This is a genomic window from Owenweeksia hongkongensis DSM 17368 (assembly GCF_000236705.1).
Taxonomy (GTDB): domain Bacteria; phylum Bacteroidota; class Bacteroidia; order Flavobacteriales; family Schleiferiaceae; genus Owenweeksia; species Owenweeksia hongkongensis.
The window spans coordinates 3785827-3801926 of the sequence record NC_016599.1 but is presented as its reverse complement, the minus strand read 5'-3'; the positions used below and the strand labels follow the sequence as shown (position 1 = coordinate 3801926).

General features: G+C 36.7%; 13 protein-coding genes. 2 read left to right on the top strand and 11 right to left on the bottom strand.

Translation table 11 applies throughout. The annotated features are described in order from the left end of the window. Positions 1-53: 53 nt before the first annotated feature. The 3 genes from OWEHO_RS16725 to OWEHO_RS16715 form a co-directional block, all read right to left on the bottom strand. Positions 54-2144: an LruC domain-containing protein gene (locus tag OWEHO_RS16725; RefSeq protein WP_014203686.1), complete on the bottom strand. Its 2091-nt coding sequence runs from the start codon at positions 2142-2144 to the stop codon at positions 54-56. Between the two features lie 291 nt (positions 2145-2435). Then, positions 2436-3629, bottom strand: coding sequence for a glycosyltransferase family 2 protein (locus OWEHO_RS16720; protein WP_014203685.1), 1194 nt, complete (start codon positions 3627-3629; stop codon positions 2436-2438). Next, on the bottom strand, positions 3626-4759 hold the full coding sequence (locus tag OWEHO_RS16715) for a glycosyltransferase family 4 protein (RefSeq protein WP_041628340.1): 1134 nt from the start codon (positions 4757-4759) through the stop codon (positions 3626-3628). Before OWEHO_RS16715 ends, OWEHO_RS16720 begins: the two co-directional genes overlap by 4 nt. A 346-nt stretch (positions 4760-5105) precedes the next feature. On the opposite strand from OWEHO_RS16715, the gene OWEHO_RS16710 reads away from it, so the two are divergent. After that, positions 5106-5858 carry a hypothetical protein gene (locus OWEHO_RS16710; RefSeq protein ID WP_014203683.1) on the top strand — a complete coding sequence of 251 codons (753 nt, stop codon included), beginning with the start codon at positions 5106-5108 and terminating at the stop codon, positions 5856-5858. 30 nt (positions 5859-5888) lie between these two features. Further along, positions 5889-7376, top strand: coding sequence for an O-antigen ligase family protein (locus OWEHO_RS16705; RefSeq protein WP_014203682.1), 1488 nt, complete (start codon positions 5889-5891; stop codon positions 7374-7376). Positions 7377-7421: 45 nt separating this feature from the next. On the opposite strand, the gene OWEHO_RS16700 is transcribed toward OWEHO_RS16705, so the two are convergent. The 8 genes from OWEHO_RS16700 to OWEHO_RS16665 all read right to left on the bottom strand — a co-directional run bounded on the left by OWEHO_RS16700 (position 7422) and on the right by OWEHO_RS16665 (position 15999). Next, positions 7422-9653, bottom strand: a complete 2232-nt coding sequence (locus tag OWEHO_RS16700; protein WP_014203681.1) for a GumC family protein — start codon at positions 9651-9653, stop codon at positions 7422-7424. Between the two features lie 2 nt (positions 9654-9655). Beyond that, positions 9656-10420 carry a TolC family protein gene (locus OWEHO_RS16695; protein WP_014203680.1) on the bottom strand — a complete coding sequence of 255 codons (765 nt, stop codon included), beginning with the start codon at positions 10418-10420 and terminating at the stop codon, positions 9656-9658. Position 10421: 1 nt separating this feature from the next. Then, positions 10422-11570 (bottom strand): sugar transferase, encoded by a 1149-nt coding sequence (locus tag OWEHO_RS16690; RefSeq protein ID WP_014203679.1) that lies wholly within the window; start codon positions 11568-11570, stop codon positions 10422-10424. Beyond that, positions 11567-11947, bottom strand: coding sequence for a response regulator (locus tag OWEHO_RS16685; RefSeq protein ID WP_014203678.1), 381 nt, complete (start codon positions 11945-11947; stop codon positions 11567-11569). Before OWEHO_RS16685 ends, OWEHO_RS16690 begins: the two co-directional genes overlap by 4 nt. Further along, the gene (locus OWEHO_RS18105) at positions 11947-12285 is read right to left on the bottom strand and encodes an HPt domain-containing protein (protein WP_014203677.1); all 339 of its coding nucleotides are present in this window, start codon (positions 12283-12285) and stop codon (positions 11947-11949) included. The genes OWEHO_RS16685 and OWEHO_RS18105 overlap by 1 nt, the downstream gene beginning before the upstream one ends. 6 nt (positions 12286-12291) lie before the next feature. Next, positions 12292-13644 (bottom strand): sigma-54-dependent transcriptional regulator, encoded by a 1353-nt coding sequence (locus tag OWEHO_RS16675; RefSeq protein ID WP_014203676.1) that lies wholly within the window; start codon positions 13642-13644, stop codon positions 12292-12294. 79 nt (positions 13645-13723) lie between these two features. Further along, positions 13724-15046, bottom strand: coding sequence for an oligosaccharide flippase family protein (locus OWEHO_RS16670; protein ID WP_014203675.1), 1323 nt, complete (start codon positions 15044-15046; stop codon positions 13724-13726). A 29-nt stretch (positions 15047-15075) separates the two neighbouring features. After that, entirely contained in the window at positions 15076-15999 is a 924-nt protein-coding gene (locus tag OWEHO_RS16665; protein WP_014203674.1) for a sulfotransferase family protein, read from the bottom strand. Positions 16000-16100 lie beyond the last annotated feature (101 nt).

The window sequence follows — 16100 nt, the reverse complement described above, 5'->3', positions numbered from 1 at the left end:
AAGCCCCGCTATGTTCAACATAACGGGGCTTTTCAGAACTTAATACCCTGAAATTAAGGAATATATGTTTGTCCAGCTGCTGGGTTATCATACCATGTGGTATTCATAACACCACCTGAAGAAGCCCATAGTGAGAACTCAGGATACGCAGTCAAAATATCTACTTTTTCTAGAGGCCACTCAAACGTGTTTGATGGAATATCTAGAGCCCATGGCAAGTTGGTAGCTGGAATCGTTTTATAAAATCTAGTGATTCCATCAGAGTCATCATCACCAGTTCCAAATAATGCGGTATTATGAAGACTTGAATTATCCATATTAGCTAAGTGAATTTCTACATCCTGCTGTTGATTAGCAAAAATGAATGTATTGTAAGGGGGCAACCCTAACTCCCAAGGATCTACCATTCCTGGTGCAAGGCTAATAAGAATGTTCTGAGCAACAAAGTCTCCTTTTCCTCCACCTACCAAGGTGTTGAAAAAACTTCCAACGTTAAGGTTCTGCACTATTATATCGTTTGCAGCATCCCAATTGTACATAACCAAATCTGAACCCGGAGTTGTTATAAGATCACCGTCCATCAAGTGCGAACCTGTTGACGACCTTCCCGTAATACTGGTGATATCCGACTTAACCAGATCATCAGAAAGCTTAATACCAAAACCATTGTTATATCCTGCACCTGCCGCTCTTAGTTCATAATTTGCGCGAACTTCATGAACATAACCCATTGCGTGAATAGCATGAGTGATATCATATCCAACAACTTTGTCATTAAAATCATAGTCTCCCTTAGATGGCCACAAGTCTTCAAAAAGCAAAGTTCCTTCAAAATTAATTAGACAGGCAACATCGGAATTATTAGGCTCATCATCATACTGATCAATAATACCATCTGAATCACTATCAACAACTGCACCGGCTGGTAGACCTAGCTCAGGAGCACAGCTTGGAATCAAATCTCCAGATGCATAAAATATACAATCGTTAAAATCATAATCCCCATAAGGATACCCAATATCTTCAAAAGCAAATAATTGAACATCACTTCCACTAATGTTATCTGTAAATGACAACATATGTTTATTGAAAGTAGGATCAGCACAAACACCCGGTGCTTCATCTTCAACTCCCATATCTGTATTTAAATTATCATCACCAAAGAAACTATAAACGCTTGTAGATTTATGACCATACTGCACGCCTGGCAACGATTGATTCCATGTGTTTCCCAAAACTACCCAAGCAATCGTGGTGTTTTTCGCAAAAGTTCCAAGTTTCACCTTATCTCCAGGATGCAAATTAACTCCTGTTTCAGTTGCATTGGGAAAAATAACGAATATAGAATCTATTGCCGCCTCACTTGCTGGAGGATTTCCTGCAGGATAATAATAGTAAGCCAGCGCATTAGAATAACCCGCACCTTCAGTAACGAAGGTAACAAACACCTCTGCGTCATCCTTAGAAGTAGTAACGCTACTACAAAACAAGTCATTTAGCATGTGCTTACGTACATTGTCACAAGGAAGATGATTTTTCTCTGGAAGAGTAAGAGCTAAATCATCAAGATATGCTTGGGGAATCACATCTGGCGTTTCTAAATTAGAAGGAACGCCATTTCCATTAAAACCTCCCAAGTAATAAACATTGCTATTTGGAAAAGCCGTGGCTGGAGTGGCAGGATGAGATGCCACTGAATTTTTATCAAAAACTCTTGGCTGTGGAACTCCAGAGAAATGAGCTGTTAACGTAGAACCAGTTACACTCGCAGTTATCCTGTTGCCCCCAATACCCAAAGTGTTGGCAACAACCACCACCTCTTTAAGGGATGAATTTAATTTCACCGGTGTCTCTAGCACACCTTGATTGTTAGTGAAACTTGAAAATAAAATCTCACCACCTACATAAGGATCTTTATCATAAATATCAATTCTAACTTGACCTTTGGCAATCCCTTCAATTCCAACAACACTAATGTCAGTCATCAATTCATTGCTAGAGGACCAATTGAACGAAGAGGGGACTTTTAGGTCTTCAATGTTATCTACACCCCCAAACCCTACTGCTTCGGAAGTTGGTCTATCCTTGTTACAGGACGCAAGTGCCACTGTAAGGGCAGCTATGCACAATAATCTCTTTTTCATCTTGCTTTTACTTTTAAGTTAATTAATGGGTTAACGAATTACACGCTTGAATTATAAAACAGCGCTGCATATGTTAAAAGGTAAAAAGCAAGACTCTTGCCACGAAAAAAAAAACAACACAAAACACTTAAAATCAAACAAATAAACTCAATAAACCCATTAAACCAGCATTCCCAATATTGGAAATATAGTACCTTTACTTTGCTTATTGGGAAGTCCTTTACTTTAGAAGCAACTACCAACCTTATTAGTAAAAAATATTAATTCTAAACAAACGAAGGAATCAAAACTTTATGTTCCTCTCGCTTTTTTCATACGTGTAGATTTTTCCCACATTGACTTTTGCGAACCATTAGCCCATCTTAAAGCACCTGCAAAAACGGCATAATTCATTATTGTAAAGTAGTATGGTACAAAAAGAGCTTTTACTCGAACCTTTTTCGCTTCAAATAACCAACCTACCATTGCCATAGAATAAAACAAAAGCTGTGCAAACAACATTACAGAGTAAACCACTCCAGCAGCTCCCATAACAGCTATAATGTTTAGCACCAATATAACTGGCAGTGCGAAAGCCGTTATAGACCACCTTAGAACTCTATGAGAAATATACTGAAATGTTAATATCACATTGTTAAAAGGATTTAACAATGATGTTAATCTAAAAATTGCTTGCCAACCGCCCGCTGCTATTCTGATTTTTCTCTTTAATTCTTCTGTAACATTCTCACTACCCGTTTCAACAGCATATGCCTTAGGCTCATAAACAATCTTGTATCCTTTCTCGCAAACTCTTAATGACTGGACAAAATCATCTAGAATTGTGTCTTCCTCTAGATCCTCTACCAAATGAGACCTAAAGGATATAAGCTCCCCAGCAGCGCCCACAACAGAATATAATTCACTATCCAGGCGCTTTAACCAAGATTCATATCTCCAATACATTCCTTCTCCGGCACCGCTAACATTGGATTGAGATTCCCTACTAATTCTTTTTTCACCTGCAACACCCCCTACATCTTCATTCTTGTAATGCTTTACTATTTCTCGAATACATGCCTTATTCAACATTGTATTGGCATCACAGAAAATAACAACAGGAGTTTTCACAAACTTCATTGCCCGATTCTCGGCAGCAGACTTTCCTCCTCTTTTTTCCTCATGAATAACCTCTATGCCCTCTATTTTTTTTAAAATCTCAAAAGATCTATCAGTTGACCCATCAGTGACGAATAAAATAGTAAGCTTTGATTTAGGATAATCCAAAGACAAGGAGTCCAAGGCCTTTTCCGTTATATATTCTTCCTCATTGAAGCATGGAATCACCAATGTAACCTTAGGCTCATAGAATTCCAGATACTCGCTTCTTTTACCAAGTTTTCTTTTTATGAGAATAATAAAATATAACACTACCCCATACCCGATATAAGTGTAAAAAACTAATAATATGAGAACCCAAAGAATTATCTCGACACTTAAGTTCATTTTAAGATTTGCTTATAAATTCTTAACATTTGACAGGCTGAATTATCCCATTTAAATGTAGATACCCTCTCCCTCCCCTTAATGACTAACTTTTCTTTAAGCTCCCTATTTCCTGAGAGCTCCAAAATTCCTTGAGTCATATTATTTATACTTAACGGATCAATCAGATATGCTGCATCACCCGAAACTTCCGGCATCGAAGCTTTATTCGAAGTAATAACTGGCACCCCTCTTGCCATGGCTTCCAAAATTGGAATACCAAAACTCTCTCTTTTACTGGGGTAAAGAAATAATTCGGCATTTTGAATGATAACAGGTAAATCTCTATTATTAATATACCCTGTAAAATGAAATTGACTGAAGTATTGCTCAAGACCTTCTGATCTTAAAATCTCTCTTACAAGCTCACCATCCAAATCAGCCACTACCAAATAAACGTCTTGCCCCGACTGCTGAATAAAACCTGCGAAGGCCAAAATAGTATTACGGGTATTCTTCTTGGGATCTGTATTACCTAAAAACAGAAAATACTTTTTAGGTAGTTTATATCTCATGGATATCTTTTGAGCAGTCTCCACGCTTATTCTATCAAAAAAGTGCGATGCCACTCCATTATAGACGACATCTACTTTTTCGTTCGGAAGACCTAGTGTAACCATTAAACGCTTTTTTTCCAGATTTGAAACGGTGACAATTTTGCTTACTTTATTCAAATTTGCTTTTACTACCAACCGCCTATAATAATTTCCGAAGCGTTGATATGCTGTATAGCCATTAGCAAAAAGCGGGTTGCTCTCTAAATAAATAATATCGTGAATTGTAAGTACTGTAGGGACATTCAAAAAAAGAGGAGCCGTATTGGAGGTGCAATGAAGAATATCGCAAGCAAATTTTTTGACATACCTCGGTAACAGTATTTGCTCCCAGACAATGAAAGTCCCTCCAAATGTCACGATTTTCAGGTTATTGCTTTCGGAAAGACAAGTAGTATCAGACCCTTTATTAGTAAACACCACATATTGATTCTCCGAGTCTAGCCTTATCAAAGCCCTAATTAATTCTAAAGCCACGAAATCCATTCCATGCTTATTTTCCCTAAAAATCCGCTGAGCCTCAAACCCTATTGTCATAGATATCGCTATCAAAAAAAAAATGAATACCATTTGAACGACACCTCTTTCGAGTCCGTCTATTCCCTAAAACCGAAAAGAATATCGACAGTGATCCTATTCAGTTTGACTTGCAATATACAATTGATTGTAAAATCAAGTTAGTATCAATTAAAAATTCATTATTCCAGACTTATCCTAGCGTATCTATTAAGACCTATTTATGGGAAAGCATCTCTTTAAGTCAATTGTAAGTTGCTTATTATATGAGTAACACAAAAAAAATTACTGTTAGACTATTTCAATAAGATTTAGTTAGTTTGTGTCTTAAAGCTTTCGTCAATTATACAGTACTAATATATTTCCAATGAAAATTGTAATTCTACTTGTTTTCCTCTCATCCAATGCACTAGCTCAAATACACTTAAACAGCCCCTTACCCGAAATACTGGAGGATAACGTAAAAGTTATTGATGAAGACATTATAGGTTGGAGCATAAGCTTAGACGGTCAGTGGCTTTCTGAGGACATGGTAATACCTTTGCGTGGAGTTTCTCAAAATGAGCAAGTTCATGTAGGAGAAAAAAATTCTTTGGGCTTAGATAATATTTACAAGCTTTTACTATTCCCTACCATCTTTGGTCAAGACACCCTTTGCACCTTAGTTAAACTTTCAGAATCAGGATTTTACGAATATTCTGCAACTGAACAAAAGTGGACTTCTACACAAATGGCTTATTATTATGTATTTGATGCGAAAGAACTCAGAAAGCTAATCGATGAGGCTAATACAGATCATACCACTAAAATCACCCTAAGAGATTACGGTTCAATAGAGGATATTAAAAGTAAAAAAATAGCTAATTATTTAAGGCAAAATATGGTAATCAAGCCAAAAACCGACCAACTGCTTGTTATCCATATAAGGTTTGATGCAGCGAATAAAGACAAAATATACTTTCAGATATCCTCACAGCACAATGTATTTACAGAAGTAGAAGGTATAACAAAAGACTTAACTTTAAACGGAAAATCTTTGTATAGGAGCCACAAACTCCTTAGTTATATTCATTACGAATACGACAAAGAAGCCTTTTTAAATTTCTTCAACTTAGATTGATCCTGTTTAAAACAATTATTTAGGAAAATTATGAAGGATGCTTCTCTACCAGTCAAACTTGCTAGCCCCATTTTTAAATACCTTTTAGCGGCCTTATTTGTAACAGTAGTTTTTTTGTCATTCCTGCTAAAGGGATCTATAATCCTTTACATTGTTTTAGCCACCCCCGTGATTGCTTTATTCCTATTTATTCTATTCCAGAATCCAAAATTTGGGATTTACTCATCTTTATTTATAAGTTTTCTCATACCGACTTTCACCAAATTTGTGTATGACCTTCCATATGGCTTAGCTATTGAAACTATTCTAATTTTGACTTATATAGTTCTTTTTTTAAAGCACTTCAAAGAAATTAATTTGACCCCAGCCAAAAACATTGTTGTGGCTTTAATGTTCATTTGGATGGCATATATAGTTTTACAGCTTGCAAACCCAGAGGCTAAAAGTGTTATTGCTTGGGCATATGCCATGAGAGGTATTGCCCTTTTTCAATTACTACTTATTCCTTTAGTTTTTATCTTATTAAAAACCAAACGAGACTTAACACAATTCATTGTATTCTACTTTGCATTATCTATAATCGGATTTATATGGGCTGCGAAGCAGCATCAGCTAGGTTTGACTGAGGCTGAGAGTCAATACCTATATAATTCGGGTGCAGCTAAAACACACTTACTCTTTGGAAAACTTAGGGTTTTTTCAATATACTTTGATGCAGGAACTTTTGGAGCAGTTGCCGGGCAAGTTTGTATTATAAGTGCTTTGTTGATCTTAGGCCCATTTAAAAAACTTTACAAGTACATATTCCTGATAATTGCACTTTTTGCATTTTACGGAATGATGGTAAGTGGAACTCGAGGAGCATTGGCAATACCAGCGGTTGGCACCATTGTATATGTAATACTTATAAAAAATATTAGATATATCATTGTGGGATTGACTATCCTCATATTTGGATTTGTATTCCTAAAATTCACCACTATTGGCCATTCAAGTTATGACATTAGACGTCTTAGAAGTGCCTTAGACCCAAAAGATGCATCTCTAAATGTAAGGCTTGAAAACAGAGAAAAATTAACAGAATACCTGAAAGGAAAACCATTTGGAGGAGGAGTAGGATCTGTGGGGGCTATAGGACTACAATTTAGCCCCAATACTTGGCTTGCCAATTTTCCACCAGATGGACTTTACACAAGAATAAGAGCTGAAACAGGAATTGTAGGATACTGCATATATCTTTTTATCTGGCTACTCATTCTCTACAAGGGATTTAGAATTTGCTGGAACCTTAAGAATCCTACGTATAAGAGTTTAGCAACAGCATTTCTCGCAAGTTATGCAGGCGTCCTAGTTTCAAATTATGGAAATGAGGTAATGACTCAGTATCCTATAAATTACGCAACCTTTATCACTTTGGCATTCATTTTTATAATTAAAAAATGGGATGATCAAGCACAACACCTACACCAAGCCGCAGATAGTAGCACGGAAAAAAAGTCTCTGCCAAGCGCTTATTAGCGAAAATTCTAATAATATAACGGAATCAAAAATACTTGGCGGCTACTACTCTTTTGGCTTTGACGCTATTTTTGAGTTAAACTGAAGCGTCAAAATTGCTTTAATAAACTTGCGTAAGGGTGATCTTGTTTTCTTGATTTCACCCAAAACGCTATCCATGTGATCTGGATCTACACCATTAAGCAATAGTCTTGGTTTTGTATTTAGAACAGATGAGAACTCTTCGAGAGCGAATTTATCCGATTTGCTCCAGGATAATTTTGAGGACACAACACAAACTGCCATATCAAACTTTTCAACTACTTCAATTGGATATGGCTCGGTTAAAACTGCCTCAAAATCCATAAATACATAATCATAAAAAGAAAAATTCACCCCATTGTCCGGTACCAAGTCTTCTAGTTTAGTGGCAATCAAAAAGTCTTTATTAATATCATACTGAATGAAGTCATAACCACCTTCCTCATTATTACCTCCCCTATCATCAGAACTGAGAAGTAGAACGCGCTTATCTAGCCTTGTCATTTCTTTTGCCAAGTTATGGGCCATAAAAGATTTTCCTTCTTCATCTCTTATACTAAACATCAAAACCGAGAACCCTTCTGTACGTTTTGTAACACCTCCTCTTAAATGCTCCTCGTATCTTATATTTTGTACTAAATGACTCATACTTTTATCAACTAACCAATCTAATTGTACCATTTTATACTCTGAGCGTAAATTTAAACTAGGGAACGCGCCTAACAGCTTCATTCCTGTCTTACTCTCAGCATTTTCAACACTCTTTAACGTATTGTCTAAAAACTCAATAAGAAATATTAATACAAAAGGAACCATAAATCCCACAATTGCCGCTAACAAAACCAACAGCAGACGCTTTGATTTAACAGGCTTAACTGGAAATTTAGGAGGAACGGTCACAACGAGTCCACCCGTTGATAAAGATTCGCTTTGTTGTTTCGTTAAGGCCGTATTCAAACTATTATTCAGCTCAAGGTATTTTCTTTCAGCTACATCCACTGCTCGTTCTAATCTCCCCAGCTGAGAGCCCAAAGGTGAAAATTCACTATATGCATTTTTAAAAAAAGATTCACGATTCGATAGAATTTTTAACTTGGCATTGCTCGCATCCAAAGCAATGGTAGCTTCCAGCCACTCTTGAAGAACCTCTTTATTTGATACACCTTCTTTTGTACGACTATATTCATGTCTTTTAGAAAGATTGTTTTTTAATTCCGCTTCTAATTTAGAGGCTTCATTTCTCAACTGTTCTAACCGAGCCTCATCCTGATAATAAACTTCAAGCTCTGCTATTTTAGAGTTAATATCAGACAATCGTTTCCGTTTAGCCAATAATTCATTAGAAAATTGAACAACCTTTTTGTTCAACTCCAACTTTTTTTCAAGTTGTGTTACGGCAGCTTGAGCTGCGGCCTGGGCACGTAGCTCTTTTTGATACTCTTGTTCTAAATCATTCTGTAGACTCGCTATATTTTGCGTTTGCTGCTCATAGTTGATAATCATGTTCCTAATTCTAAAATCTCGTAATGAGTCTTCTTCCTTAACTAAGTTTAATCTTGCTTTTTCTACCTTATCCAAAAAATAATCCACTACATCATTCGTTTGACCTATCCTTATAGTCAACAACTTTTGTTTAAAAACATGGTTTAAAATTCGGAGCGTATTCTGACAAATACCTGCATCTGTCCAAGAATACGTCATTTCGACTAAATCAGAGTTTGCAATTCGGCCAATCTTCAGCTCCTTGCTTATGCCACTGGTGCTATATGGCGAATCATCACTCGCAAAAAGCTGGCTAACCATATAAGAGTCATAATGCCTCTCTTTAAACTCATTAATGTTCTTAACCGTTAGTTCTTCAGAGTCAATAACCAAGATAGAATCTCTAAACTCAGGCGTAACCAGCTCTTTGTAAAATGCCCAGGCTTCCTCCCCAATTATTTTCTTTTGAGGCCCATCAAGCATCATGTGGCTTGCCAGCAACCTCACTCCAACCTCGCTCAAAGTCTGCTCCGATTTGATGACATTTATGAGGTTGTCAAATTGATTATTCATTCTCATCCAATCTCCAGCATATCCTTCTACAGATTCTACACTGGTACCCGAAACTAATCCTGTATAAATTTCCGTTCGCACTTCATAGGTTCGAGGAAGCCCGTATGTAGAAAAGAAAACTAAACACGCTAATGCAAGAGAGCTGAGCAGCAAAAGGTTGATATTTCTATTTATCAGCCTAAAAAATTGTACTAATGTCATAACTAATTTTGAGTGTTTTGAAGCTTACTAATAGGCATACCAATTAACCTTTCCAGCTGCAAATAGGTAATACTAAACTCATATTTATAGGATTCGTATTCCGTTGAGTATCGCGCTTTCAATGATGTATTTGCACCTAATTGATCAAGTGTAAGCTCTCCATCTCTGAATTGCTCAACTGACATCTCATAAATAAGATCAGAGGATTCCTTTGCCTCCGAACTTATTCTAATTAACTCTTGAATAAGAAGCAGTCTATTATATGTTTCCACAACCTCCCGTTCCGTTGCTCGTTCCTGAGCAACCTTTTTTGCTTCCTCTATTTCAACACTCATCTCAGCCGATCTTATTTGATCCTTTCTTCCGACAAAGTAACTCAGCGGAATTCCTACCGAAAGAAATGCGTAGGCTCCAACCGAAAGATCTTGAGGAAAAAGCAAGGCTTGATTACTAGTAACTCCACCTCCACTAACCGCTCCATATCTATACTGTGCTCCTATTGAGACAAGGTTTGTCCAGTCCTTCTTCACAAGTCCCAACTCATACTCTTGTTGCTTGGTGCTTGCCATGTTAAAATCCAGCTCAGGCGAGTTTTCCTTAGCCACCTCTATCAACAAACTTAGTGGAGGTAAGTACTCAGCAAGATTCACTCCAATCGCAGCTGTAATACTGTCTTCCCTTGTTGCCAATTCGCCTTCTGCAACTCCCTGCCCCAAGGCTCCATAACAAAATAGTAGTAAAAAAAAGTAGAGATTATGTTTCATCATTTTACACGTTTTCTTTTTGAAATAATGCTGGAATAGTCCGTAAAATCAGCCTTATATCATTCCATAAACTGACCTTCCTTGCATACTGATTATCCAAAGCTTTTCTTTCTTCATCACTCATTTCGCCCTTTCCTCTCTTCATCACTTGCCATAAACCTGTAATTCCTGCTGGAGCCAAAAATCGCTCACCCCAGTCATCCGATGTAAGCTGCTCCGCCTCATACAAGGGTAAAGGTCTATTCCCAACTATAGACATATCTCCTTTTACTACATTAATGAGCTGGGGTAATTCATCAATACTCGTATTTCTAATAAACTTACCCACCCTTGTAACTCTAGGGTCGTCTTTAAACTTCACAAATGTGCCTGCTTGCTGCCTTTTTTTATAAATGAGGTATTCTTCTTCACTCATTGGTTGCCCATCTTTATAAAGTAAGGTTGGTGCTTCTTCTTTCTGCTCGTTTTGTGAAACAAATTCACTAAAGCCAGACTCTTCAGCTTCTATAGCATACTGATTCAAATGCTTCATATCCGCCACCCTTTTATCAGCATCCATATACATTGATCTTAGCTTATAGAAATCGAATACCCTATAGCCAGTGCCCACTCGCTTACTCACATACCATATTGACCCTGGGCTTTCTATTTTTATGGCTATTGCCGTCAAAATAATTATCGGGGAAAATACTACTAAGGCACAGCCGGCAACCACCAAGTCAAAAATTCTTTTTGACAATGGAATATGGTATTCTTGATATTCTACCTTCTTGGCAGTGCTCAAACGAGACTCAAGCATTTCTTTTAAGAAATTTATCCTAGATACAACAGTTTCAGCGTTCACATTACTAGGGTATACCTCCGAGATACCGGACTTGAGCAGAGAAACTCGAAATTTCTTTTCCGGGTGATTTACCACTAATCCAAAGGGAATTTGATGTTTGCTAAAGTGCTCCCTGAATTTTTCAAAAATTCCTGTGCCATTTAACCCCTTTAGCTTATAGTCGGACAATACAAAATCTAGATCCTCCAGAGATTCTAAAGCATTGGAAAAACCAACCACATTAGAAACTCTATCAACTGTCAAGTTAGGCTCAGCGCCCAATCTTAAGTGGAGTTCTTGGTCTTCTCCAATGTAGAGTATCTTTTTCACGAACGAAGTTTTATCAAGTTATCAATTCGCAACCCCAACTCTTCAGGGTTAAAGGGTTTAATTAAGTAATCGTTGGCACCGAGCTTCAAGCACTTGATTCTTTCAGCACTGCTTTCTTCACCAGATAAAACAATTAAGGGAACATCATTAAAAAAACCGCTTTCGCGAACCTTCTCAATATATTCAAACCCGTCAATTTCTGGCATATTAAGATCAGCTACTACCAAGTCAGGTATATTTCCCGAGTACATCCATTCTAAAGCTTCACGTCCATTTTCTTTTAAAATCACTTCATACTTCTCTTTAAGTATCTGCTGAAGCAACTTCCTCATTATAGGTTCATCATCTATAATAAGCACCTGTTTTAGTGTGTTCATCACCTCTGTAGTAATTGATTAAAAGCCTCCTTTAAATGTAACTCTACGCGACTAATACTCTCCTCAAGGTCTTTATCCTTTAACCCTTGCTTACCTTTTTCTTCAACCACGCGTATGTCTTGCTTTATTATATTGATTCCAAACAGCTCAATATTAGGCTTTATCTTATGAGCTACAGCCCCAACTGTTGCTAAATCTAAAATCTCATAGGCATGAAGTATCTCCTCCAGTTGGCCGGGGGTATGTTCTAAAAAGGTTTCCACCATGCTATTTACAAACTCGATATTTCCCCCTGCCAATTCCTCTAATTGGGAGAGATTGTAAATCTGTCCTGCCATTATATCTTAAATTTCTAATTCGTTGTTCTTCACCATTCTGTAAATGGTACTCTTACCTATATCCAGCTTCTTGGCAACATCTACCACGTTGCGCTCGTACTTATCCAAAAAGTGTTGAATGATTTTAATATTATAACCTTTCAAGGTCAGCTCCTTGGACATCAATTCCGAAAGGCCATTATTTGTAGAGTTAAAATTAATATCCATATCAGTGATTTTGCCATCATCACACAACACGGAAGCGAGTTCAACCACTGCTTTCAATTCTCTAACATTACCAGGCCAATCATAATTCAGCAATTTTTTTTGCGCATCTGCAGTTATGTGCAACTTACCCATATCATTTTCACTTGCAAAGTCATCGATAAAATGTTTTGCTAAAACTACAATATCATTACCTCTATCTCGCAAGGGTGGTAGCTCAATAGGGAGACCAAGTAGACGGTAATACAAATCTTCACGAAACCTCCCTGCCTTCACTTCTTCCGCAAGTGTTTTATGAGTAGCCACCAGCACTCGGGCATTCACTTTAACTGGCGTATTACTCCCTATTCTTGTAACTTCCTTTTCTTGTAGTACCCTTAATAGTTTGGCTTGTAGATTAAGATCCATTTCTCCTATCTCATCCAAAAAAATGGTGCCCCCAATAGCTTCTTCAAATTTTCCTATGCGTCTATTAGAGGCTCCAGTAAAAGCACCTTTCTCGTGCCCAAACAGTTCGCTTTCCAACAAGTCCCTAGGAATAGCCGCAATATTAACTGCTACAAGCGGACGCTTTTGTTTATTCTTATTGTTATAGTGAATTGCTTTTGCCACCAATTCTTTTCCAGTTCCCGTCTCACCAGTTATAGAAACAGTGATATTGGTTTGAGATGCCTTTTCTATAAGCTTATAAACCTTTTTCAAAGCAAGGCTATTTCCCTTAATGTTTGAAAAATCATATTTATGATCTACCTCTTCGCGAAGCTTATCAATCTCATCACGAAGCATGAAGTTTTCACGAATATTGTTGGTTGACTTCCACATCCGTTCATGTGCATTTTCATCCTTTACAATATAATCATACGCTCCCTCCTTCAACAACTCTACTGCTGTGCTCACATCTTCTTGCCCGCTCACTATTACCACCGGAGTCTCAGGGTAACTTTGCTTTATTTTCCTCAGCACTTCTATTCCCGACATATCAGGAAGAGAATAATCTAAGAATATCATATTGGGTTTTGTGTACAGATTGTTAATACAATCCTTTCCAGTACTGAAGCTTTCAACTTCGTTATCTGGATTTAAAGACAGATGATGCTGACTAGCTTTCGCATACAACTCGTTGTCGTCAACAATAAAAATTTTAAAGCCGTTCATTGAGAAGGTTTAGTTTCAATTCCAAATATAAAATTCTTTCTCAAAATTGGAATTCTAATCTAAATAAATCATTTATTCGTTAAAACAAAAAAAGTTTCCGAGATAGCCTTAATAACTCTTCTTTACCAGCCAACAGTATGAGAGTAATTTTAAAAGGGACATCTACCCGCAAATAATAATAAGTCATAAAAGTGCCCATGCTAAGAGTAAAAATTGAAGCTATTGCTATATACGTCACTCCGCCACTTAAATAAATGGCTAATAAATCCCCCACAACGTTAACGAATAACATAATCATCATTTTCTTAAAATTCAAATTTGGCTTATTTAGGACATCAAGTGCTATTCCTCCAAATCGATCTAAAGGAGTCATTACAAGGTACAAACCAAACACTCTCAAAAGAGGTGCTGCCTCTACATACCCATCTCCTCCAATAATTTTAACTAACAGTTCTGCAAAAACAAAAATTGACACGCTTAACGGTAAAAGCACTAAAAAAGCAAACCCACTGCTCGTATAAAACTCTTTAAGAAAACCATTTGAGCCAAGCTTATTCCTAATCTTTGATAAGGTCGGATACGCAATCTGCACCAAAGATCTTAAAGGTATATCATAAATGTTAACAATGCGCATAGGAACATTATAAACCGCTACCGCTTCTGGCCCTAAAAAAGCCATGATTAGAAAAGTATCTGAACTACTCAGCGCACTACTACCAAGCATCGTTCCCACACTAAATTTCCCAAAATTGAAAATTTTACCCACATATCGTTTAGAATAATGAATAGCTCCTTTAAGGTTTGACCATCCAAAAATTAATGAAATTATAGATGTAATTAGTGTTGAAAGAAAAAAGAATATATACACCCAATCAAGTCCAAGGTTAAATACATAAACTATAATTACACCAATCATAAAAAAAAACTTCATACTACCAGTAACTAACGTAACTCGCTGAAATTTAATTTGCATAGAGTTCGTCCAAATTGCAAATAAATGAGGAATGGACAACATAGAACAAGAAGTAAACCAGAATAACAGCTGAATATAGAATAAATCATTGGTAATGAACCATATGATCAAAAAGGTAATAGCAACCATTATGGATATACCTAATGATGTCCTAATACATATCCTAAAAGCACTACTTATTAGTTCCTTTTGATATTTAAGATCGCCCTCCGAGCCCATTTTTATCAATGGGCGTCCAGCCAATCCATTCATCACCAATTCAGAAAATGAAAAAACAGTAAGAAAAAACGTCCACAGTCCAAAATCGGCCTTACTTAACGATCGAGCCAGTAAACCAAAGCTTAATAGGCTAAATGCAGCCCCCACTACACTACCGGTAAAAGCATAAAACTTTTGAGAATTAAGTAAATTTAGAAGCTTAGAAGTCACTTTTCGTTTTAAAGTTTAAGGGTAGAAGTTTAGAACCAATCCTTCAAAGATCTACCTGTAACATTTTCCAACTTAATGATATCCTCTCTATATATCTCATCTGTGATTCGTGTACGTAAATCCTCTGAAAACTTAATAGTCTCAAGATTACTGTTGCGCCATTTCAGAAGTTGTTTTTTGAAAAACAAATCATTTTTCATTATATCATGAATTTTGGGAGACATTTTTTTTGAGCTTTTAATTAAAAAACCATCTTCACCCAACAGCCAATTAAACAGATTTTTTTTTCTTCTTCCTGATTTATTAAGAATTACGGATGCATCAGCCTTAAAAGAACCATCCACATTTAAAAATTCAAATACTTCTTTAAGAACCTGACCCCTATTCAGCTTAAAGTCTTCATAAAAAATAACTTTAATCAAATCTTTGTCGAATTCGCGGTAATACCTTTCCAAGTACCTTCCATAGAACCCTTCAAGTATCAAATCTTGTCTTCTCCACCAAATCGAGGATCGATTGAACAACTCATCTAACCCCTCTGTGGGGACAGAATTAATCCGTACTAGATGAGAATACCTTGACAATAACCTATCCGCTGGATGGCGGAGAATAACAATTAATTTTGCATTTGGCACATACTTTTTAATGTTGGGAATAGTTCTTTCATTAGTTAAATACACATTAGAGTTCTCACCTACCACTTGATTCTCTGCAGCATTCTCAAAAAGTTCTAAATACTTCTCTAAGGTAACAACCGATTGCTCGTGATACGATCTTGACTCTTCCAAATCATAGGAATTTGAATCTACACCTTCAAATGCCAAAAAATTAGGTTCTTTCCGTTTTGAGATAAAAATTTCAGGATGTTGAGATAGAAAATCACACAGCGCAGTCGTTCCTGATTTTCCAGCTCCAATTATTAAAAAGTCTGGTAATCTATCATTCGTGATCATATTTTCTTCGGTAGAGATTTTAGTGAGTTCAACATTTCAACTATTTATGCCATTAGCCCTAAAGACAATGCATCAGCAAGTGTACGATATTTTTTAATTGT